General features: G+C 70.7%; 17 protein-coding genes and 1 tRNA gene. 11 read left to right on the forward strand and 7 right to left on the reverse strand.

The features are described from left to right. Positions 1 to 4: 4 nt before the first annotated feature. Together ACIBIW_RS01320 and ACIBIW_RS01325 are read left to right on the forward strand one after the other, a co-directional pair. A complete protein-coding gene (locus ACIBIW_RS01320; RefSeq protein ID WP_399330622.1) occupies positions 5 to 1,486 on the forward strand; it encodes an NADH-quinone oxidoreductase subunit C in 1,482 nt (493 codons plus the stop codon). A gap of 79 nt (positions 1,487 to 1,565) precedes the next feature. Beyond that, the gene (locus ACIBIW_RS01325; RefSeq protein ID WP_399330623.1) at positions 1,566 to 1,787 is read left to right on the forward strand and encodes a hypothetical protein; all 222 of its coding nucleotides are present in this window, start codon (positions 1,566 to 1,568) and stop codon (positions 1,785 to 1,787) included. An 11-nt stretch (positions 1,788 to 1,798) separates the two neighbouring features. Here ACIBIW_RS01325 and ACIBIW_RS01330 read toward each other — a convergent pair whose 3' ends face one another. Beyond that, a complete protein-coding gene (locus tag ACIBIW_RS01330; RefSeq protein ID WP_399330625.1) occupies positions 1,799 to 3,049 on the reverse strand; it encodes a M6 family metalloprotease domain-containing protein in 1,251 nt (416 codons plus the stop codon). Between the two features lie 501 nt (positions 3,050 to 3,550). Between ACIBIW_RS01330 and ACIBIW_RS01335 the strand changes: the two genes are divergently transcribed. Next, positions 3,551 to 5,428 carry a putative bifunctional diguanylate cyclase/phosphodiesterase gene (locus ACIBIW_RS01335; protein ID WP_399330627.1) on the forward strand — a complete coding sequence of 626 codons (1,878 nt, stop codon included), beginning with the start codon at positions 3,551 to 3,553 and terminating at the stop codon, positions 5,426 to 5,428. A gap of 96 nt (positions 5,429 to 5,524) precedes the next feature. On the opposite strand, the gene ACIBIW_RS01340 is transcribed toward ACIBIW_RS01335, so the two are convergent. The 3 genes from ACIBIW_RS01340 to ACIBIW_RS01350 form a co-directional block, all read right to left on the reverse strand. Then, on the reverse strand, positions 5,525 to 6,649 hold the full coding sequence (locus tag ACIBIW_RS01340; protein ID WP_399331865.1) for an LLM class flavin-dependent oxidoreductase: 1,125 nt from the start codon (positions 6,647 to 6,649) through the stop codon (positions 5,525 to 5,527). A gap of 176 nt (positions 6,650 to 6,825) precedes the next feature. Further along, positions 6,826 to 7,560 (reverse strand): decarboxylase, encoded by a 735-nt coding sequence (locus ACIBIW_RS01345; RefSeq protein WP_399330629.1) that lies wholly within the window; start codon positions 7,558 to 7,560, stop codon positions 6,826 to 6,828. Beyond that, a complete protein-coding gene (locus tag ACIBIW_RS01350) occupies positions 7,557 to 8,384 on the reverse strand; it encodes an aspartate/glutamate racemase family protein (RefSeq protein WP_399330631.1) in 828 nt (275 codons plus the stop codon). Before ACIBIW_RS01350 ends, ACIBIW_RS01345 begins: the two co-directional genes overlap by 4 nt. A gap of 233 nt (positions 8,385 to 8,617) precedes the next feature. Between ACIBIW_RS01350 and ACIBIW_RS01355 the strand changes: the two genes are divergently transcribed. Both ACIBIW_RS01355 and ACIBIW_RS01360 read left to right on the forward strand, forming a co-directional pair. Beyond that, entirely contained in the window at positions 8,618 to 9,574 is a 957-nt protein-coding gene (locus ACIBIW_RS01355; RefSeq protein WP_399330633.1) for a D-2-hydroxyacid dehydrogenase, read from the forward strand. A 287-nt stretch (positions 9,575 to 9,861) separates the two neighbouring features. Beyond that, entirely contained in the window at positions 9,862 to 11,280 is a 1,419-nt protein-coding gene (locus ACIBIW_RS01360; RefSeq protein WP_399330635.1) for an amidase, read from the forward strand. Between the two features lie 193 nt (positions 11,281 to 11,473). Here the strand turns inward: ACIBIW_RS01360 and ACIBIW_RS01365 are convergent, their stop codons facing one another. Then, positions 11,474 to 11,977: a DUF3830 family protein gene (locus ACIBIW_RS01365; RefSeq protein WP_399330637.1), complete on the reverse strand. Its 504-nt coding sequence runs from the start codon at positions 11,975 to 11,977 to the stop codon at positions 11,474 to 11,476. A 326-nt stretch (positions 11,978 to 12,303) separates the two neighbouring features. Here ACIBIW_RS01365 and ehuB point away from each other — a divergent pair, with 326 nt between their 5' ends. The 5 genes from ehuB (at position 12,304) to ACIBIW_RS01390 (ending at position 15,596) form a co-directional block, all read left to right on the forward strand. Next, on the forward strand, positions 12,304 to 13,203 hold the full coding sequence (ehuB, locus tag ACIBIW_RS01370; protein WP_399330639.1) for an ectoine/hydroxyectoine ABC transporter substrate-binding protein EhuB: 900 nt from the start codon (positions 12,304 to 12,306) through the stop codon (positions 13,201 to 13,203). Between the two features lie 12 nt (positions 13,204 to 13,215). After that, positions 13,216 to 13,971 carry an ectoine/hydroxyectoine ABC transporter permease subunit EhuC gene (ehuC, locus tag ACIBIW_RS01375; protein WP_399330641.1) on the forward strand — a complete coding sequence of 252 codons (756 nt, stop codon included), beginning with the start codon at positions 13,216 to 13,218 and terminating at the stop codon, positions 13,969 to 13,971. 47 nt (positions 13,972 to 14,018) lie between these two features. Continuing rightward, positions 14,019 to 14,612 carry an ectoine/hydroxyectoine ABC transporter permease subunit EhuD gene (gene ehuD, locus ACIBIW_RS01380; protein ID WP_399331867.1) on the forward strand — a complete coding sequence of 198 codons (594 nt, stop codon included), beginning with the start codon at positions 14,019 to 14,021 and terminating at the stop codon, positions 14,610 to 14,612. Then, on the forward strand, positions 14,602 to 15,435 hold the full coding sequence (gene ehuA / locus ACIBIW_RS01385) for an ectoine/hydroxyectoine ABC transporter ATP-binding protein EhuA (RefSeq protein ID WP_399330643.1): 834 nt from the start codon (positions 14,602 to 14,604) through the stop codon (positions 15,433 to 15,435). The genes ehuD and ehuA overlap by 11 nt, the downstream gene beginning before the upstream one ends. Positions 15,436 to 15,522: 87 nt before the next feature. Then, a tRNA-Lys gene (locus tag ACIBIW_RS01390) sits at positions 15,523 to 15,596 on the forward strand. A gap of 465 nt (positions 15,597 to 16,061) precedes the next feature. Here ACIBIW_RS01390 and ACIBIW_RS01395 read toward each other — a convergent pair. After that, a complete protein-coding gene (locus ACIBIW_RS01395; RefSeq protein WP_399330645.1) occupies positions 16,062 to 16,412 on the reverse strand; it encodes a tyrosine-type recombinase/integrase in 351 nt (116 codons plus the stop codon). Between the two features lie 108 nt (positions 16,413 to 16,520). Continuing rightward, a complete protein-coding gene (locus tag ACIBIW_RS01400) occupies positions 16,521 to 17,216 on the reverse strand; it encodes a hypothetical protein (protein ID WP_399330647.1) in 696 nt (231 codons plus the stop codon). 165 nt (positions 17,217 to 17,381) lie between these two features. Between ACIBIW_RS01400 and cas3 the strand changes: the two genes are divergently transcribed. After that, complete coding sequence (cas3, locus tag ACIBIW_RS01405; protein ID WP_399330649.1) at positions 17,382 to 20,321, forward strand: CRISPR-associated helicase Cas3'; 2,940 nt, start codon at positions 17,382 to 17,384, stop codon at positions 20,319 to 20,321. The last annotated feature ends 106 nt before the right edge of the window (positions 20,322 to 20,427 follow it).

A 20,427-nucleotide genomic window follows, 5' to 3' on the forward strand; every position in this document is an offset into this window, starting at 1 on the left:
CCCCATGCGCACCACACGGGACATCGACGCCGCAGAACTCCCGGGCCAGGCAGCGGACTTGCTCCGCGAGGGTCATCGGCTCGCCCTGGTCGCCGCCCACCATGACGCGACGGGAATCCGCGTCGTCCACCTGTTCGTCGCCGGTCCCCCCGACACCCGCGTCGAACTCCAGGTACGCCTCGACCCCGAGCGGCCCGAGCTGCCCACCCTCGCCCAACTGTCCTTCCCCGCGGGCCGGTTCGAGCGCGAGATGCGGGACCTGTTCGGCATCGTGCCGGTCGGCCATCCCCTCCCCCGCCGCCTGGTACGCCACTTCCACTGGCCGCGCGGCTGGTATCCGATGCGCCCCGACGCGGGAGCGCCGCCCGCCTTCGGCGAGCAGGAGGGGCCCTACCCCTTCTTGAACGTGGAGGGCGACGGGGTGTACGAGATCCCGGTCGGGCCGGTGCACGCGGGCCTGATCGAACCGGGGCACTTCCGCTTCTCCGTTGTCGGCGAGACCATCCTCAAGCTCAAGGCCCGCCTCTGGTTCGTCCACCGGGGGGTGGAGCGGCTCTTCCAGGGCCGCACGGTCGACGCGGGGCTGCCGCTCGCCGAGCGCATCAGCGGTGACACCGCCGTCGGCCACGCTCTCGCCTACTGCCTGGCCGTGGAGGAGGCCACGGGGGCCGAGGTCCCCGAGCCCGCACGGCGGGCCCGCGCGCTGCTCCTCGAACTCGAACGCCTCCACAACCACGTGGCCGACCTCGGCATGCTCTGCAACGACGTCGGCCACGGCGTCCTCAACGCCCATGCCCAGCGGGTACGCGAACAACTCCTGCGGCTTAACAGGGAGATCACGGGACACCGGCTGCTGCGCGGCGGTGTGGTCCCCGGCGGCGCCACCCTCCGCGCCCTGCCCGCCGTCGGACGGCTGCGCGCCGTCGGCGAGGACATCCGCCAGATCACGGGCCTGGCCCTCGGGCACTCCACGGTCCGCGACCGCTTCACGGGCACCGCGGTCCTCACCGCGGAGGCCGCCCGGGAGATCGGCTGCCTCGGCTACGTGGCACGGGCCAGCGGCCTGCGGGACGACGCCCGCATCGCACACCCCACCACCGGCCTTGCCACCCCGCCCGACACCCCCCGGCACGAGAGCGGCGACGTCCTCGCCCGCTTCCTGGTACGCGCGGCGGAGATCGACACCTCACTCGCCCTGATCGAGCAGTTGAGCGGGGAGCTGTCCGCGCCCCTCACGGCGCTGGCGCCCCCGCCGCCGCCCGGCGCGGGGCCCGGCTCGGGGGTGGGCCTCGTGGAGGGCTGGCGCGGCACCATCGCCACCCGCGTCGAACTCGCCCCCGACGCCACCCTCGGCCGGGTCAAGCCGGTCGACCCGTCCTTCTTCAACTGGCCCGCGCTGCCGGTGGCGTTGGCGAACACGATCGTCCCCGACTTCCCCCTGGCCAACAAGAGCTTCAACCTGTCGTACGCGGGCAACGACCTGTGACCGGCCCGGGGCCGCGTCCGCCCTCGCGGCCCACCGTGGGAAACCGCGGACCCCGCCGCCCGCGTCGTGGCCAGTGCCGGTGGTCGCGCGGGACGCGGGAAGAGGGCACGCATGCATCCAGCAGGAGCCGCGCGGCGCCACCCGGCGCGTCCTCGACGCCCTGGAGGCGCGGGGGCTCGTGGAAGCGCGCGAGCACCGCGCGGTCAGGCGCGAGCTGAAGGACGTGGCGCGCTCGCAGCCGGTGGCGCTCGCGCCGCGCAAGGTGATCTCCCGGGACCGCGCCGACGACGCGGGCGGCTGAGCGGCGGCGCCCTACCCCGTCGTCACCGTGACCGGCCACCGCCCCGTGGCCGCCGGGGCGCCCGCCGACACCTCGATACGCACCGGGGAGCGCTGCACCAGGAACCGCTCCCCCGGCCGCAGCGGCGCGTCCGCGAGCGGCGGGTACACCGAGCCGCCCACACAGGCCGAGGTGTGCGGATGGGTGTCCAGGACCTCCACGGGGCCCTCGCCCGAGGCGGTGGTGCTGTGCACCCGGTAGATCAGCACGCCCTCGGCGCACGACGCGGCGTCGTTGCCGCTGCGGTCCCTGGCCTCGATGGCCACCGCGCTGGTGCGTCCGGTGCGCACCACCGCGAGGCGGGTGCCGCCGCCCCCGGGCGCGGACAGCGGGGTGAGGCTCAGCCGGGTGCTGCCGCCGCGTTGCAGGCAGGCCACCTGGCCGCGGCGCAGCCAGCCGAGCTTCCACTTGTGCCAGCCGAACAGGTCGGGCGCGAGGCCGAACTGACTGCCCATCACGTCCCAGTCCCCGACGAGGGTGTCCCAGTCGCCGCCCTTGCCGTCGGCCGGGCGCCGGTAGAGGTCAGGCAGGTCGAACATGTGCCCGGTCTCATGGGCGAGGACGTTGTGGTCCGGCGGGTGCTTCTCGAAGACGGTCACCAGACGGCGCACCGCGCTCCCGTCGGCCTCGAACGGCCGGGCGAGGTTGACCACCTTCGTGGCGTCCGCGTTCACACCGGGCGCGTCCGGGTCGGCGACGAAGTACACGACGTCGTAGCGGGAGAAGTCGACGTGGGGGTCGGCGGCCGCCATCGCGTCCCGCAGGAACGCCGCCCGGTCCGCCGCGGCCCAGTCCCGTTGCACCCGATAGGCGGTCGCTGGCCTCGGCATCCGCAGCCATCCCGGCCGTACATGCGGCCGCAGGGTGAATCTCCCGTAGGAGGCACGCTCGTAGAACCGTGTGGTCGCGGGAAAGTGGTCGGCGGCGAGCCGGGCGGGGGCGAGCCGCGGCCGGGAGCCGGGGAACGACAGGAAGACCAGCGCCGCGTCCAGCGTCCTGCGCGGCCGCGGATAGGCGTCGTCCCAGGTGGTCAGGCCCTCGGAGTGGTGCGCCGTGGTGCGCTGGAGCCCGCAGGGGCGCGCCAGGTGCTCCGCGGCGGCCGGGCCCGCGACGAGCGAGGTGGCGGCGAGGGCGGCGAGCGCGGTGCAGGCGGCGCCCACGGCGCGCAGACGGGGGCGCTCGGCGCCGCCGGGCGGCTCCTTGGAGCGCGAGGGGCGCGGCACATCGACCTCCGGAAGCGGTTTTCGGGAACTTCGGGAACACCGCACCCAGAGTGGATGGATTTGTCATATTTTGCTCTGTTTATCTGACCCGGCCGGGTGATGAGGACCCCTCACTTCCGATCGGAAGCGGTCATAATGGATCGTCAGCAGCGAGATCACATGCACTAGATCATTAGATTTACGACAAACTCCGATCCAAAGGCGTTCCGTCCCGACCTCCCGGGCCACACCCCCGCGGCCGGTGGCTGGATACGCCAGGTGGCTGGCTCTATGATCGGCACACCTTTCCCGCGGGGGCGCGGCGCGCCGCCGCCATATCCAACGGACCCGTCCGTCCCCGACCCCACCCCGGAACCCGGAACCGACCCACAGGCCGGCGAAGGCCGGGACCCGGCGGCCCCCGCCCCACCGGCCCGTACGGCCCCGGTGGCACGGCGGGCCGAGGCCCCCGCCGAGACCGGCGACACCTGTACGAGAACGACTGCACTGCGGGAGCGAGCGGTGAGCGGAACGTCCGAAGGACCGGCCCCCGCGGCAGACCTCGCCCACACGGTCACGCAGCGTCCGGCGCCCGACACACCCCTGCACCACGCCGCGTTCGCCGCGGCCCCCCTCGCGCTGGCCGTCGTCGACCGCGACGGTGCGGTGGTCACCGCGAACGACGCCTTCAACTCCCTCTTCGGCACGAGCCACGAGGGCCCCGCGGGGCTCGTCGCCTCCGACCTCGTCGACCTCGCATCCGACAGCCGCACCTGGCACGCGTACCGCGAGGTGCTGCGCGGCCGGCAGGCCCAACTCCGATGCACCAGGCGGCTGATGCACCCCGACGGACACTCCCTGTGGGGCCAGGTCACGGTGGCTCCGCTGCCCAGGAGCGAGGCGCAGGGCGCGGGCGGCGCGGTCCTGCTCTCGGTCTCCGACATCAGTGCGAGCCGGGAACTGCAAGCCAGGCTGCGCCACCTCCAGATGCACGACGCGGTCACCCGGCTGCCCAACAGGGCCCTCTTCTTCGAGCGCCTCTCCGCGGCCGTGGACGCCGGGGCGCAGAGCGGCCCGCCGGGCCAGGACTCGTACGAACCGGCCTATGAGACCTACGGCTCCTACGCCGGCTACGGCGAGACGGGCACAGGACGCATCGGCCTGTGCTACCTCGACATCGACGGCTTCAAGGCGGTCAACGACACCCTCGGCCACCGCACCGGCGACCAGCTCCTCGCCACCGTCGCCGAGCGGCTGACCCGGTGCGCGGAGGAGGCGGGGCGCACCCGTTCGAGGGCGCCGCTCGTGGCCAGGCTCGGCGGCGATGAGTTCGCGCTGCTCGTCGAGGACTCCACCGGTACGGAACAGCTCGCCGAGCTGGCCGAGTCGGTGCTGCGCAGCCTCCAGGAGCCGTTCGACATCTCCGGGCAGCGCCTCTCGGTGTCCGCCTCCATCGGCGTCGTCGAGCGGCGCGCCGCCGGGACCACCGCCACCGGTCTGATGCAGGCCGCCGACACCACGCTCTACTGGGCGAAGGCCGACGGCAAGGGCCGCTGGACCCTCTTCGACCCCGAGCGCAACGCCCACCGCATGACCCGCCAGGCCCTCTCCTCCACCCTGCGGCCCGCCATCGACCGCGAGGAGTTCGTGCTGGAGTACCAGCCCCTCGTCGGCCTCGACGACAGCGAGCTGCACGGGGTCGAGGCCCTGGTGCGCTGGCGCCACCCACAGTTCGGCATGCTGACGCCGAATCGGTTCATCGGCCTCGCCGAGGAGAACGGCGCCATCGTCCAGCTCGGCCGCTGGGTGCTGGAGACCGCCTGCCGCCAGGCGCGCCGCTGGCAGCTCGACCACCCCGGCGTGCCGCCGGTCTATGTGAGCGTGAACGTCGCGGTGCGCCAGGTGTGGGACTCCGACCTGGTCGCGGACGTCGCGGAGATCCTGGCCGAGACCGGGCTCGCGCCCCGGCTGCTCCAGCTCGAACTGACCGAGTCCGCGGTGATGGGCTCCGCGGGACGCCCCCTCCAGGCGCTCCAGGCGCTCAGCGACATGGGGGTGCGCATCGCCATCGACGACTTCGGCACCGGCTACTCCAACCTCGCCTATCTCAGCAGGCTCCCGGTGTCCGCGCTGAAGCTCGACGGCTCCTTCGTGCACGGCTTCCGCTACGACGACGGCGCCCACCCCAACCCCGCGGACGAGGTCATCGTCGAGGCGCTGGTCCAGCTCGCCCACCGGCTCGGCCTCACGGTCACCGCGGAGTGCGTCGAGACCAAGGACCAGGCGGCCAGGCTGCGCCGCATCGGCTGCGACACCGGGCAGGGCTGGCTCTACAGCCGCCCGGTGCCGGCCCGGTCCATCACCGGCCTGCTGATGGCGAAGACCGCGCGGGGGGTGTGAGCCCCGGCGCGCACGCGAGGCGGGGGCTCGGGCGCGTGGAAGCACGGGTCGGCGCGCGGCGCCTCCCCGCGCGCCGCGGGCCGCTGCGGGCGGGTCCTACAAGCGGTACGCGTCGGCGATCAGCTCGTACGAACGCAGCCGTATGTCGCCGCCGTGCGCGTTGGCGGTGATCATCAGTTCGTCGGCGCCGGTCCGCTTCTGGAGGTCGTCGAGGTCGGCCCTGACCCGGTCGGCCGTCCCCCTGATCACGTTGGTGTTCCAGCTCTCCACGAACTCCCGCTCCAGCGGGCCGAACTGGTACGCCTCCGCCTCCTCGGGCGTCGGTACGAGTCCCGGCCTGCCGGTGCGCAGCCTGATCATGTTCAGCGCGGCGGCGAGCACCTGGCGCTCCGCCTCCCGCTCCTCGTCCGCGGCCAGCGCGGACACCCCGATGAGGGCGTAGGGCGCGTCCAGCACCGCCGAGGGCTGGAAGTGCTCACGGTAGAGGTCGAGCGCGGGGATGGTGTTCTGCGCGGAGAAGTGGTGCGCGAAGGCGAACGGCAGCCCGAGCGCCGCGGCGAGCCTCGCGGAGAACCCGGAGGAGCCGAGCAGCCACACCGGGGGCCGCGCGGGCGACTGCACCCCGCCGGGCGAGGTGGCCTGCACGGGGCCGGGCACGGCGTGGATCTTCGCGTACGGATGGCCGTCGGGGAAGTCGTCGTCGAGGAACCTGATCAGCTCCCCGAGCTGCTGCGGGAAGTCATCGGCGCCCTCGTGCAGCCGGTCGGTGCGGCGCAGCGCGGCGGCGGTGGCGCCGTCGGTGCCCGGCGCCCTGCCGAGCCCGAGGTCGATCCGGCCCGGCGCCATGGCCTCCAGCGTGCCGAACTGCTCCGCGATCACCAGCGGGGCGTGGTTGGGCAGCATCACACCGCCGGAGCCGAGCCGGATGCGGGAGGTGTGTGCGGCGAGGTGGGCCAGGATGACCGCGGGCGACGAGGACGCCACCCCGGGCATGGAGTGGTGCTCCGCGGTCCAGTACCGGTGGTAGCCGCGCCGCTCGGCCAGCCCCGCGATCCGTACCGCGGTGTCCAGCGCGTCGGTCGCGGTGCGCCCCGCGCCGACGGTGACCAGGTCGAGCACCGAGAGCGGCACGGGGGCCTCCCCGCGCGCCTCGCCGCGTATCCGGGGGCCCGCCTCCGGCCCGCCGGCTGCGTCCCCACCACTGCCACGGCTCGCGTCCACCACGGCTTGCTCCCGTCCACGTACGGCTTGAAGAACCCACAGGGCCCCGGGAACCCGGGACGTGCCGGTAACGGGAGCGACCCTCCGTTTTATTCCCGGGGCAGGGCGCCGCGCGTTTACTCCCGGGGCAGGGCGCCGCGCGGGCGGCCGGGTGGGCCGCCCGCGCGTGGCGTGGCTCAGTCGACCTGGACCAGCGGTTCCCTGGTGAAGAGCGTGCCGAGCCTGGGGGCGTTCACCCGGCGGTCGGCGAGCCGCAGGCCCTCCCAGGCGGTCACCTGGTTCGCGGTGAGCACCGGCTTGCCCAGGGTCTCCTCGATGAGCGGCAGATACGCGGCGGTGTGCAGGGCGGTGTCGGGCATCAGCACGACCTCGGCCTCCGGATGGTCGCCCGCGCGCGCGAGCGCCAGGACCTCGTCCTCGCCCCAGGTGCCGACCTCGGCCGCGGTGATGATGCCGCTGCCGCGCACCGAGAGCACCTCGATGTCGACGGCCTTCATGAACTCGGCGAACAGCTCCGCGACGTCGTCCGGGTAGGTGGCGGCCACCGCGACCCGGCTCGCGCCCAGTTCCTTGACGGCGTGCGCGAAGGCGAAGGACGTGCTGGACGCGGGCAGCCCGGCCACCCGTGCCAGCTCCCGCACCTGGCCGTGCGCCCCCTCGTACCCGTAGACGAAGCTGCCGCTCGTACAGGCCCACACCACGGCCTCGGCCCCGGCGAGCCGCAGCTCCTCCACTCCGGCGGCGAGCCGTTTCGCCGAGCCCATCTCGATCAGCGCGTCGACCCGGTGGGCGTCCTCCCCGATGTCCGTGTGTACGACACCGAGCCGGATGTTGCTGCCGATGAGCTGCTCCATCCGTGGGTAGTCGTCCTCGGCGGAGTGGCCGGGATAGAGGAATCCCAGTGAGGTCACGTCCAGCTCCCTCCTTCAGCGGGTGGCCCGTCCGGCAGGGCGGGCGGCTCTTGCAGGGCCGGGGTGTCGAGCCCCGCGGCCCCCGGCCTCGCGCCGGGGTCGAGCAGTGCCTGATACGGCCCCACGGCACGGGTACCCAGTCGGCGCAGCGCCGCCCACATCGTCACCTGATTCGCGGACAGCACCGGGATCTGTAGCTCCGCCTCCAGTTGGGGGATGATGTCGTACGTCGGCAGGTTGGTGCAGCTGATGAAGAGGGCGTCGGCGGGCCCCTTGCAGGCCATCCGGGCCATCGTGACCACGTCGTGGTACGGGACCTTCCAGATGTGCCGGGTGAGCCCGAGGTCGGCCGTCCCCGTGACATGCACGCCCGCCTCGGCGAGATACCCCTCAAGGGCGCCGGTCACGGACGCGGTGTAGGGCGTGACCAGCGCGATCCTGGTCGCGGAGAGGTCGGCGAGCGCTTCGAGCAGGGCGCCGGACGTGGTCAGCGAGGGCACCTCGCCCGCCCTGACCATCGCCTCGCACATGGCGCGCTCGCCCGCCGTGCCGCCGACAAAGCTGCCCGAGGTGCACGCGTAGGCGATGGCCTCGGGCTCGGCGGCGCCGAGCGCCCGCACCGCCTCGCCGAGCGTCTCGTGCTCGCTGACGAGGCGCGCGAGGTCGAGACTGACCTCCACCGGTACGAAGGGAGTCCGTGTGACGTGCAGGGATACCTCGTCGGGCACCCAGCGCCACAGTTCCCGGTCAAGGGCGAAGTCGAACGGGGCTACCACCCCGACGCCGCGCTGCGGGTGGGGGCCACCCAGGGAGGAGACGTCCATAACAGGCTCCGATTTCGATTCAAGCGTGAGGAGCATGCGGCCGATGGCCGAAGGGTTCAGCGAATGTCCGGCTGGCGCCGGGGACGTCGGGACGAGGGTGCGGACGGTGGGAAAGGGTCCGTATTGACGACGGTAGGTTGGGGCTGCCAGCGTGGTCAATCCGCATAATCCAGACGGCTGCGACCGCCGGGTCCCAGAGAAGCCGACTTTCGTTGCAGAAGGGTTTCACCACGATGTCCGAACCCACCCTTCTCGTACTCGATGCGGAGCCTCCGCCCCGCCTCGGGCAGCTCACCGGGCGTGTCCGGGTGGAGCACGCGAGCGCCGCAGAACCCGATGTGTTCGCCGACCAGCTCACCGCCGCCGACGTGCTGCTCGTCTGGGATTTCAGCTCCGACCTGGTCCGCAGGGCCTGGCCGGGGCCGGGTTCTCGGCCCCGCTGGGTGCACACGGCGAGTGCCGGTGTCGATCATCTTCTCTGTCCGGAACTCGTCCATTCGGAAACGGTCGTCACCAACGCACGCGGAATCTTCGATCAGCCGATCGCCGAATACGTGGCCGGACTGGTGATCGCCATGGCGAAGAATTTGCCTGAGACCTGGGACCTCCAGCGCCGCCACGAGTGGCGCCACCGCGAGACGCAGCGGATCGCCGGGGGCCGCGGCTGTGTGGTGGGCACGGGCCCGATCGGGCGCGCCATCGCCGACACCCTCTCCGCCCTCGGCATCGAGACCGCGCTCGTCGGCCGCACCGCCCGCGAGGGGGTGCACGGGCAGGACGAACTCGACGGGCTGCTGGCCGGGGCCGACTGGGTGGTATGCGCCGCGCCGCTCACGGACGCCACCCGCGGCATGTTCGACGCCAGGCGCTTCGGCCTGATGCGGCCCTCGGCGCGGTTCGTCAACATCGCCAGGGGCCCCCTGGTCGTCGAGGACGACCTGGTGGCGGCGGTGCGCGGCCGTGAGATCGCGGGCGCGGCCCTCGACGTGTTCCAGCACGAGCCGCTGCCCGCCGACAGCCCGCTGTGGGACACACCGGGGCTGCTGGTGTCGCCCCACATGAGCGGCGACATCCACGGCTGGCGCGACGACCTCGGTCGGCAGTTCGTGCAGATGTACGAACTGTGGGAGGCGGGCAAGCCGCTGCCGAACGTCGTCGACAAGGAACGGGGCTATGTTCCGGGCCACTGAGGGCACACGTGGCCACGGGGCCGGGGCCGGGGCCGCTGGCGGCTGAGGGGCCGCCCCGCCGTGAGGGGCCACCGGCCGCTGACGCCGGGGGCCGTAAGCCGGGGTGCTGACGACACGGGGCGCCCTGCACACCGGGCACACCGGGCCCCACCCACCGGAGCCGCGCACACCGGGCCCTGGCCTCGGGAATGGGTCGCGGCGCGGCATGGACCGCGTCCCGGCAAGGAAGGGATCTGAGCGGTGGGCGGGGCCGGCCCGTCCGCCCCGTACGACTTCAGGGAGCGCGCATGACTGACCTCACGGACCTGACCGCGCGCCGCCTCGTCGAGGGCTACCGCGCGGGCTCCTTCAGCCCGGTGGACGCCGCCGAGACGATGCTGCGGCGCTGCGAGGAGATCCAGCCACGGGTCAACGCCTTCGTACGGATCGACTCGGAGCGGGCGCTCGCGGAGGCCGGCGAGTCCGAGGCGCGCTGGCGCCGCGGCGAGCCCAGGGGGCTGCTCGACGGGGTGCCGGTGACCGTGAAGGACATCCTGCTGCTGCGCGGCGGGCCCACGCTGCGCGGCTCGAAGACGGTGTCGTCCGACGGCGCCTGGGACGAGGACGCGCCCTCGGTGGCGCGGCTGCGCGAGCACGGCGCGGTGTTCCTCGGCAAGACGACGACGCCCGAGTTCGGCTGGAAGGGCGTCACCGACTCCCCGCTCTCCGGGATCACCCGCAACCCGCACGACACCTCGCGCACCGCGGGCGGCTCAAGCGGCGGCGGCGCCGCGGCGGTGGCCATGGGCGCGGGCCCGCTGTCCCTGGGCACCGACGGCGGCGGCTCGGTGCGCATCCCCGGCTCGTTCTGCGGCATCTTCGCGCTCAAGCCGACGTACGGCAGGGTGCCGCTCTATCCGGCGAGCGCGTTCGGGACGCTGGCCCATGTCGGGCCGATGACCAGGGACGCGGCGGACGCGGCGCTGCTGATGGACGTGATCAGCGGCCCCGACCCCCGCGACTGGTCGGGCCTCGGCCCGCTGACCGGCAGCTTCCGCACCACCCTCGGCGACGGGGTGCGCGGCCTGCGGGTGGCCTACTCGGCCTCGCTCGGCTGGGACGTCCCGGTCGAGCCGGAGATCGCGGAGGCGGTACGGCGGGCCGCCGACCGGCTCGCCGGCCTGGGCGCCGAGGTGACCGAGGCCGACCCGGACATCGCCGACCCGGTGGACGCCTTCCACACCCTGTGGTTCAGCGGCGCCGCCCGGGTCACCCAGGGCCTGTCGGAGGAGGCCCGGCAGTCGCTCGACCCGGGCCTTCAGGAGGTCTGCGAGCAGGGCGCGGCGGCGAGCGCGCTCGACTACCTGGCGGCGGTGGACGTGCGCATGGACCTCGGCCGCCGGATGGGCCTCTTCCACGAGCGGTACGACGTGCTGCTCACGCCGACGCTGCCGGTGACCGCGTTCGAGGCGGGCGAGGAGGTCCCGAAGGGCTCGCCCCACACCCGGTGGACCGGCTGGACCCCGTTCACCTACCCCTTCAACATGACGCAGCAGCCCGCGGTGACGCTCCCCTACGGCAGGAACGCCGACGGGCTGCCCATCGGCGTCCAGCTCGTCGCGGCCCGCCACATGGACGCGCTGCTGCTGCGCACGGCGCACACGCTGGAGACCGAGGGGGAGGCCGAGGCGGGCGCGGACACGGGGGCCGGGGGCGAGCGTGAGTAGGGCGGGGCGGTAACGGGGGCGGCCCGGCGGCGGTAGAGGGCGGGCGGGCCGCGCCCGGCGCGAGCCGCGGTACGGGCTGCGCAGGGCCTCCGCGCGGCGGCCGGGGCGGGCCGGTAAATGCCAGGGGCCTTTGAAAGGGCATTCCGGGCACGGCCGGAATGCACCGAACAAAGGCCCGACGGACGAACGTGTCTCAGGCCCGCCGAAAGACGAGGGACTCCCCCGTGGCGCCCGCGCGCCAGAGATCCTGGCAGGCGTCCGCCATCTCTTCGAGGCCGTCCACCACCTGTCCCCACACAATCCCGGGAATCCAGCCGAGATCGCCGTTGATCAGCAGATTGTTCCGTTCGTAGAACAGTGCGAGATCGACCATGGTGGCACCGGCCCGCACTTCGGCCCCGGTCGCGTTGTAACCGTAAGCCTGGCTTCCCAATTGTGTGCCGTTGAAGGAGAAGTAGCAGAGATCGCCCGGGATCGGGGTGATGGTGGGATTTTCCAGGGGAGGTTCTTCCGGTGCGAAGGGCGGGAAGAGGGCGTAGACCTCGTTGCGCGCGTACTTCGCGTGGTAGACGTCGCCGCTCAGCGGCAGCGCCTGCCACACCGCATCGCAGGTGAGGGGGGCCCGGTCATCGAGCAGTTTCGCTGTGCAGTGCACCCCGCGCTTGGCGAAGGCGACTTCGATAAAGCGGTCGGCCATGCAGCCAGCATTCCCACGCACCACGGCTTCCCATGCATCCCGGCCGCCCCATGCCGCGCCCGTTCCCGCACCGCGACGGGACGCGTCCCGTCACCACGGGGGAGAATCCCCCTTCCCAGGGTCCGCCCCTGCCCACGACCGCTCACCGAACGAGACCGGTCGATCACCGAAGGAATCCGTGCGGCAGCCGTCAGAAGAAAACAGAAAGGTCACCCTCCGGACACTGTTCCGTCACGGCTGCGGCTCGGGCCGCATATTTTCAGGCGATCGGGCAGGTGCCCTCTCTGGCCCCAACCATCGAGGCCCTTTTCCGGAGGTTCGTATTCATGGCCGAGTTCCCGAACTTGTCCCGCAGAGGCTTCCTCACCCGCACCGCGGCCGTGGGGAGCCTGGTCGCCGTTCCCTCACTCCTCACCGCTTGCAGCAAGACGGACACGGGCAGCGACGGCGAGGGAAAGCTGGATTCCCTCAAGAAGCAGGGCTACGTGAAGGTGGCCTACGCCAACGAGGCGCCGTACGGCTACAAGGAGGACGGCAAGCTCAAGGGCGAGGCCCCCACCCTGCACGCCGCCATCTTCAAGGCGCTCGGCGTCGACGAGCTGCGCCCGACCTTCACCGAGTTCGACGGCCTCATTCCCGGACTCCAGGCCGGGAAGTACGACGTCATCAGCGCCGGCATGGCCATCACCCCCGAGCGCTGTGAGAACGCGCTGTTCTCCGAGCCCGAGTTCATCTCCCCCACCGCGATCATGGTGAAGAAGGGCAACCCCAAGAAGATCACCGACCTCGCCTCCGCGAAGAAGGCCGGTGTCACGCTCGGGGTGATGTCGGGCGCCGTCGAGAAGGACTACGTGACCGCCGCCGGAATCTCCGACGACAAGGTCAAGACCGTGCAGAAGCAGCAGGACGGCGCCGACGCCGTCAAGAACGGCAGGATCGACGGCTTCGTCCTCACCGGGATCTCGCTGCGCTGGCTCGCGAAGACGAACCCGCAGGTCGAGGTCACCGAGCCGTTCGTGCCCGAGGTCAAGGGCGCCAAGCAGTACAGCCCCGGCGGCGCCGTGTTCCGCAAGGGCAGCGAGGACCTGAGGGACGCCTTCAACAAGCAGCTCAAGAAGATCACGGCCGACGAGGCGCGCTATGTGAAGCTGCTGACGCCCTACGGCTTCAGCAAGTCCGAGCTGCCCCCGCCGAGCCTGAAGACCGCCGACCTCTGCAAGGGCTGACGAGACCACCTCATGGGTGACTTCTTCTCCTACTTCTCCGACCACATCTCGTCGGCCCTCTCCGGGCTGTGGGTGACCGTCCAGGCGACCCTGCTCGGCGCGCTCGTCGCGTTCGTCCTGTCCTTCGTCTTCGGCCTGATGGCGAACAGCAAACCGGTGATCGTCCGCGGGATATCCCGGGTGATCGTGGAGTTCTTCCGCGGCACCTCGCTGTACGTGCAGCTCTTCTGGCTGTACTACGCCTTCCCGCTGATATCCGGCTACGAGCTGACGGCGCTGTTCTGCGGCGTCGTGGCGTTCGGCATGAACTACGGGGCCTACGGCTCCGAGGTCGTGCGGGGCGCGATCAACGCCGTACCGAAGGCCCAGTGGGAGGCCGCCGTCGCGCTGAACATGACGCCCTTCCAGCGGATGCGCCGGGTGATCATGCCGCAGGCCCTCGTCCAGATGATCCCGCCGTTCACCAACCTCCTGATCCAGCTCCTCAAGGCGACCCCGCTGCTGTGGCTGATCGGCGCCGCCGACCTGACGACCGTGATCCAGCAGATGCGTGACCGCACCGGCGCGAGCACCCCCGCGTACCTCACGCTGCTGGTCATCTACTTCGTCCTTGCCTACGCCATGACGCTGATCCTCAACACGGTCGAGCGCGCGGCGAAGAAGCGGCTCGGGCAGCACACGGACACCCGCAGCCTGCTGCGCACCCGCAGCGCCCAGGGCGCGGCGGCTCCGGGTCCTAAGGCACCGGTCGGGGGAGGCGCGGCGTGAACTTCGAATGGAAATGGGACCGGGTGGGCGACGCCTTCCCGCTCCTCATGGACGGTTTCAAGACGACCCTGCTGGCCACGGTGTTCGGCATCCTGGTCGCGGCGGTGCTCGGTCTGATCGTCGCCATGGCGAACCGGACGCCGTCCCGTTTCGTCACGGTGCCGCTGCGGGTCGTGGTCGAGTTCATCCGCTCGACACCGATGCTGGTGCAACTGGCTTTCGCCTACGCCATCTTCAACACCGTGGACCCGCTGACCATCGGCATCGTGGTCCTGGGCATCCACTACGCCTCGTACCTCTCCGAGGTGTACCGGGCCGGCATCGACGCCGTGCCGCGGGGGCAGTGGGAGGCGTGCCGCGCGCTGTCGATGTCGCCGCGGCGCACCTGGCAGGCCGTGATCCTGCCGCAGGCCGTACGCAACGTACTGCCCGCGCTCGGCAACTACGCCATCGCCATGTTCAAGGAGACCCCCTTCCTCGCCGTCATCACGGTGGCGGAGATGGTCTCCAAGGCACGCGAGTACGGCTCCGACCACTTCGCCTACACCGAGACCTTCACGCTGGCGGGACTGATCTTCCTGGTGGCGAGCTACCCGACTTCGCTTCTGATGAGGAAACTGGAGAAGCGCCTTGGCCACTGACCCGACCAAGAAGCCCGCGGACGGCGCCGGAGCACGCGCCGCCGCGACGCCCGACGCCGGCCATCTCGTCCAGTTCGACCAGGTGGTCAAGCAGTACGGCGACCATGTGGTGCTCGACCACCTCGACTTCACCGTGCAGCGCGGCCAGCACGTCACGCTGATCGGGCCGAGCGGCTCGGGCAAGACGACCATCCTGCGGCTGCTGATGACGCTTGAGCACATCAGCGACGGCCACATATGGGTGGGCGGTGAGCCGCTGTCCCATATGCGCGCCTCCGACGGCTCCCTGAAGCGGGCGAACGAGAAGCACCAGCGACAGGTACGCAAGAAGATCGGCATGGTCTTCCAGCAGTTCAACCTGTTCCCGAACATGAACGTGCTCCAGAACATCACCGAGGCCCCGGTGAACGTCCTCGGGGTGCCGCGCGCCCAGGCGGAGGAGCGGGCCAGGGAGCTGCTGGACCTGGTGGGCCTCAAGGAGAAGGTCACCGCGCACCCGACCCAGCTCTCCGGCGGTCAGCAGCAGCGCGTGGCCATCGCCCGCGCGCTCGCCATGCAGCCAGAGATACTCCTGCTCGACGAGGTCACCTCGGCGCTCGACCCGGAGCTGGTCGCGGGCGTCCTCGACGTCCTGCGGGACATCGCGCACACCACCGACATCACGATGATCTGCGTCACCCACGAGATGAGCTTCGCGCGCGACATCTCCGACCAGATCCTGATGTTCGACTCGGGACGCGTCATCGAGTCCGGCGCCCCCGACAAGATCTTCGGCGACCCGGACCACGAGCGGACGCGCGAGTTCCTGAGCGCGATCCTCTGACCCACGGCCGGGGCGGCGGGGCCACCCCCCGCCGCCCCGGTGGTCATCAGCACCCCCGGAGACCGGGTAAGATTTACACGTCAGCAGGCGCCGCTAGCTCAGTTGGTTAGAGCAGCTGACTCTTAATCAGCGGGTCCGGGGTTCGAGTCCCTGGCGGCGCACTTGCGAATAGGTCGCTGACCTGGGCGTTCTCGTTTTTCGAGAACGCCCTTTCGCTTTGTGGGGGCGCGTGTGGGTCCGTGATGGGTCCGTGTGCGGGAGACGCGTCGGTGGGGGCATTAACTGGTCGGGGGTTAGGGGCGGAGTTTTGGGGAGTGCGGTCGGCGCGGGCAGGAGCTGGAGGGTGCTGAAGCCCGTGTCTCCTGATCGAATCAGCGGGGGCTTGTGACGGGCGGGAGCGCAAGTCGGTTCACCGATGCCGACCTCGGCCGACATATCGCAAAACGCAGCGGGTTCGTCTCGTGGCAACTGCGCTCTCCCGGGCGGGGGCCCGGTGAACCGTCGCGGCTTGGGCCGATTGAGCTGACACGGCCGCCAGTAGCCGCCATACGATCCCCGTCAGCCGGGCGCCCCGGAAGTGGGACGCCCGGCCTTGCGCAGTGACAGCGGACCCGGTCTCGCGGGTATCAGGGGCGGGTGTTGTCCTGGAGTCCTGCGGAGAGGAAGACGCGTGCTACGGCACCGGCGGCGTGGTGTTTCACTCCGTCGACGACGGAGGTGTAGGTGTCGCGGGTGAGGGTGGAGGAGGAGTGGCCGAGCATGTCCTGGACCACTTTGACGTCCACTCCGGCGGAGAGGGCGTGGGTGGCTGCTCCGTGGCGCAGGTCGTGCAGGCGGATGGGTGGGAGTTCGGCTTCCCGGACGAGTTGCCGGAACTGGGTGGTGACCCAGGCAGGGTGGAGGGGTGTGCCGTCATCTTCGGTGAAGACGAGTCCGGTGTTGGCCCATGTGGGGCCGAGGGCGATGCGTTGTTTCATCTGGCGTCGGCGGTGAGCGGCCAGTACAGCGAGCGTGGCGGTGTCGAGGGCGACGGTACGTTCCCCCGCGTCCGACTTCGGAGCCCCGGTCTGGGTTTTCCAGCCGAGCTATACGATCTGGTGGCGGATCTGCATGGTGGCTTCTTCGAGGCTGAGGTCGATCCAGCGCAGTCCGCAGGCTTCTCCGCGTCGTAGGCCGGTGAAGGCGACGAGGTGGAGGAGTGCACCGAGTTGGTGGTGGCGGCGGGCGCGGGTGAGGAAGGTGGCCGTGTGGGTGGCGTTCCAGACCATGACCGGAGAGGGTTTCTCGCCGGTCTGCTGCCAGGCCAGGATGCGTTCAGGGGTCCACACTTGCGCTTTGGGCCGCTTGGCCGGGGCGAGCTTGACGAGTTTGGCCACGTTGATCTGCACGAGTTGCTGGGCCTGGGCGTCGGAGAGAGCGGCGCGGAGTGTTGCGCGGACGGACTGCCTTCCCGCCGCGCCGACGGTGCGGACGTAGGGCGGGAGAGTGCTGAGGCGTGCACGCAGGATGCGTGCTGTTTCCCGGCCTCCGTCCTTCGATGCTTGACGGGCTGCCTGTTCGAGGGTGTGGCGGGCGGTGTTGTTGTCAGTGATTGCTTCGTTGTGCTGTGTGATGGCGGTGAACATGGCCTGGATGTGGGCGACGCGGAGCCGGCCGAGGCGGAGCTGGCCGAGGTGGGGGGTGAGGTAGAGGCGGATGTGGGACTCGTAGGAGCGGTGAGTAGTGGGGCGCAGGTCGGCTTTGGAGGTGAGCCATTCGGCCAGCCATTCGCCGACCGTCATGCGCGCACCCGGGCGTCTCACAACTGATTTCGCCACTCCGGGCCCCCCGATGGCCTCGTCGACGCGGTCATCGTCGGAGTGCCCCACCACCACGGATATGCCCAGTTCAGGCTCATTGTCAGTGCTGCCCCATACGCTCTCAGAACGTCGGGAGGTGGGGAATGAATGGACGTCGAGAAGATCAGGGCACGGTACGGGCCTGAAGTCGCGGCCGCTTTGGGGACTGTGTGGGGGAAGTCGAAGGAGCGTGCTGGGGGACGGACGAATCTGCTGCTTACGCATCTCCTTGATACAGCTGCCGTGGCTGAGCTGCTATGGGACCGGTTCCTGGCACCGTCTGTTCGGGATGCCGTGGACCGTGTTGCGGGCGGCCCAGGACGGGGGCGCTTGTTCTTCATGTGGTTGTGCGGTGTGCACGACTGTGGAAAGGCGACGCCCGCTCACCAGCGGATCTGGCCGGAGGGCGGGGAGGCAGTACGCCGCGTCGGGCTGACGTGGGTGGAGGCTGCTGCCGCGGCCGGTGCCAAGCGGAGTCGTTGGCGGCATGACTGGGCCGGCGGTCTGTTGGTGCGCGAGTCGCTGCGCTCTGCAGGCTGGAAGGCCGAGCAGGTTGACTGGGCCTGGCCTCTGGTGGCCGGGCATCATGGCATGTTCCCGACGCTGAGCAACATCCAGGAACCGCCTTTCGCAAAGGGACAGTTGCGGGGCCGTCGCTTGTGGCGTGAACTGCAAGACGCGGTGCTTGTCGAGTTCACCGCGGAGGTGGGACTGGCCGGGCTGGAATCCACGCAGCCAGCGGTGGCACCCCCACGAGCATTGCAGTTGGTATTGAGCGGCTTCATGGTCATGGCCGATTGGATTGCCAGCGACGAGAAGTATTTCGTCGGCGTTGACGACCTTACCCGGGTGTCGCTGGACAACGCCCGAGAGCGTGCGGCGAAAGCCTGGGCGGAGCTGGAACTGCGGGGCGGCTGGGGTCGGTTGGCGACGCCCGGCTCGTCAGCGTTCCGCGTGAGGTTCGGAAAGCGTCCTCGCATTTCGCAAACCATGGTCACGGAAGCGGCCTGGCGGATGCGGTCGCCAGGGCTGCTGGTGGTCGAGGCTCCGATGGGTGAGGGGAAGACCGAGGCTGCGCTCGCGGCTGTGGAGGTACTGGCCGCCAGGTTCGGGGCTGACGGATTATTTGTGGGAATGCCGACGCAGGCAACCTGCGATCCTATGTTCACCCGGGTTCGGCAGTGGGCGGAGGCGATCGATCCGCGACTGGCCGCCGAAGTGGCACTGTTGCATGGCAAGCGTGCGTTCAACAAGGAGTGGCGTGCGCTCCTGGGTGGCTCTCCCGATACGAGTGACCGGTTCGCCGGAGTTGACGAGTACGGCTGCGAGGACGATCCGTACGGGCTACAGGGAAACCGCGCGGACCAGGACCGGTTGGCGCCGGCCGAGTGGTTCCTCGGTTCGAAACGTGGCCTGCTCGCGTCCTTCGCAGTGGGGACGGTGGATCAACTGCTTTATGCGGCGACCCGCACCCGGCATGTGATGCTGCGCATGGCGGGGCTGGCAGGCAAGGTGGTCGTCCTCGACGAGGTACACGCGTGCGATGTGTACATGAGTCAGTTCTTGCAGGAGGCACTGCGCTGGCTGGGGCAGGCGCGCATCCCCGTGGTGCTGTTGTCGGCAACACTCCCACCCGCCTCCCGCCATGCGCTGGTCGAGGCATACCTGGCAGGCGCAGCGTCCCGGGAGGAGTTTCCCGTGACTGTCCCGGCGCCCGGGGGCTATCCACAGGTGACGACTGCCTGGATAGAAGAAGAGACCGGAAAGCCTCGCTTCCACAGTGCCGCCGCGAAGGGATGGCGCGGCGATCTGCCAGTTCGCGTCACCGTGGTCCCGGAGTCGATCCCAGGCCCCCGGGCCAGCCTGCGTGACAGGGACGCTCGGCGTGCCGCCGCCGATACGGCCGTGGTCCGGCTGCTTGAGCACGAACTTGCCCAAGGGGGTACGGCCCTGGTGATCCGCAACACGGTCGACCGGGCGCAGAGCCTGTACGACAGCGTGCAGGCCCGGTTCGGCAGCGCCCGGGTGCGGCTGCTGCACGCACAGTTCACCGTGTCGGAGCGGGCCGACCTCACGCAGGACTGCCTTCATCTGCTGGGACCGGACCGTCCCGCCTCCCGAGGGGAGACGACGATCATTATCGCCACCCAATTGGCAGAACAGTCATTTGACGTGGACGCTGATCTGCTGATCACCGACCTTGCCCCAATAGATCTGCTGCTTCAGCGGATTGGGCGTCTCCACCGTCACGCCGACACCTGGCGGCCCGCCCCATTGCGTGAGCCGCAGGTGTTTGTCACGGGCTTCCAACCGCGCGGCGCTCGCGAGCCCGCCTTCTCGTATGCCGACACCAAGATCTACGGCACCCACCTGATGCTGCGCGCCGCGGCGCTCCTGCCGGTCCAGGCCGGCGATCTGGCGGGTACTGCTGCGCCCGCCCCAGACACCCTTGCTGGGGCAAGGATCTGGCAGGTGCCCAGCGTCGTGCCCTCACTTGTGAAGCAGGCGTATGACGACGATCCGTCGCTGCTGCCCGAAGCCTGGCGGGCAGCCGGCGAAGCTGCGGCCGAAGAACACCGCGGAGAGCAGCGGGTGCGTGCCGAGACCGCACGCGAGCTGCTGCTCACCCGGCACGGCGAACATGAACTGCCGACCCTGGCGGGGCTGCACTACGGCGGCGCTTCGTCTGGGGACAGCGAAGATCAGATGCGAGTCGCCGTGCGGGATGGTGACGAGTCCGTGGAGGTCATCCTGGTCGTTCAGGAGGCAGAAGGGGAGCCTTATCGGACCCTCGGCGGCCGCCCGCTGAGCGCGAACGGCGATGTGGCAGCCGAGCTGCTCGATGAGGTGCTGGGCTCGGCCGTCCGTCTGCCTGTCTCACTGACTCGGGATGCCCAGAGCCTGTCACCGCTGGCGGCGTGGCACGGGCACCCGTGGCTGCACCATAGCCGGGCCCTCGTCCTGGACGCTTCCCAGCGAGCCCTGCTGGGCTCCGTGGAGCTGCGGTACGAGAAGAAGGCGGGTCTACGCAAGAAGCGTCTGGCCTGACAGCTCGAACGGATGGGGCCGCCGGGCGGTTGCCCGGCGGCCCGCTTCCCCGCTGTGCGGGGCCTACTCACTGCCGTGGTCCCTTGCCAGGTACAGACAGGGATCA

This window comes from Streptomyces sp. NPDC050560 (assembly GCF_044457285.1).
Classification (GTDB): Bacteria; Actinomycetota; Actinomycetes; order Streptomycetales; family Streptomycetaceae; genus Streptomyces.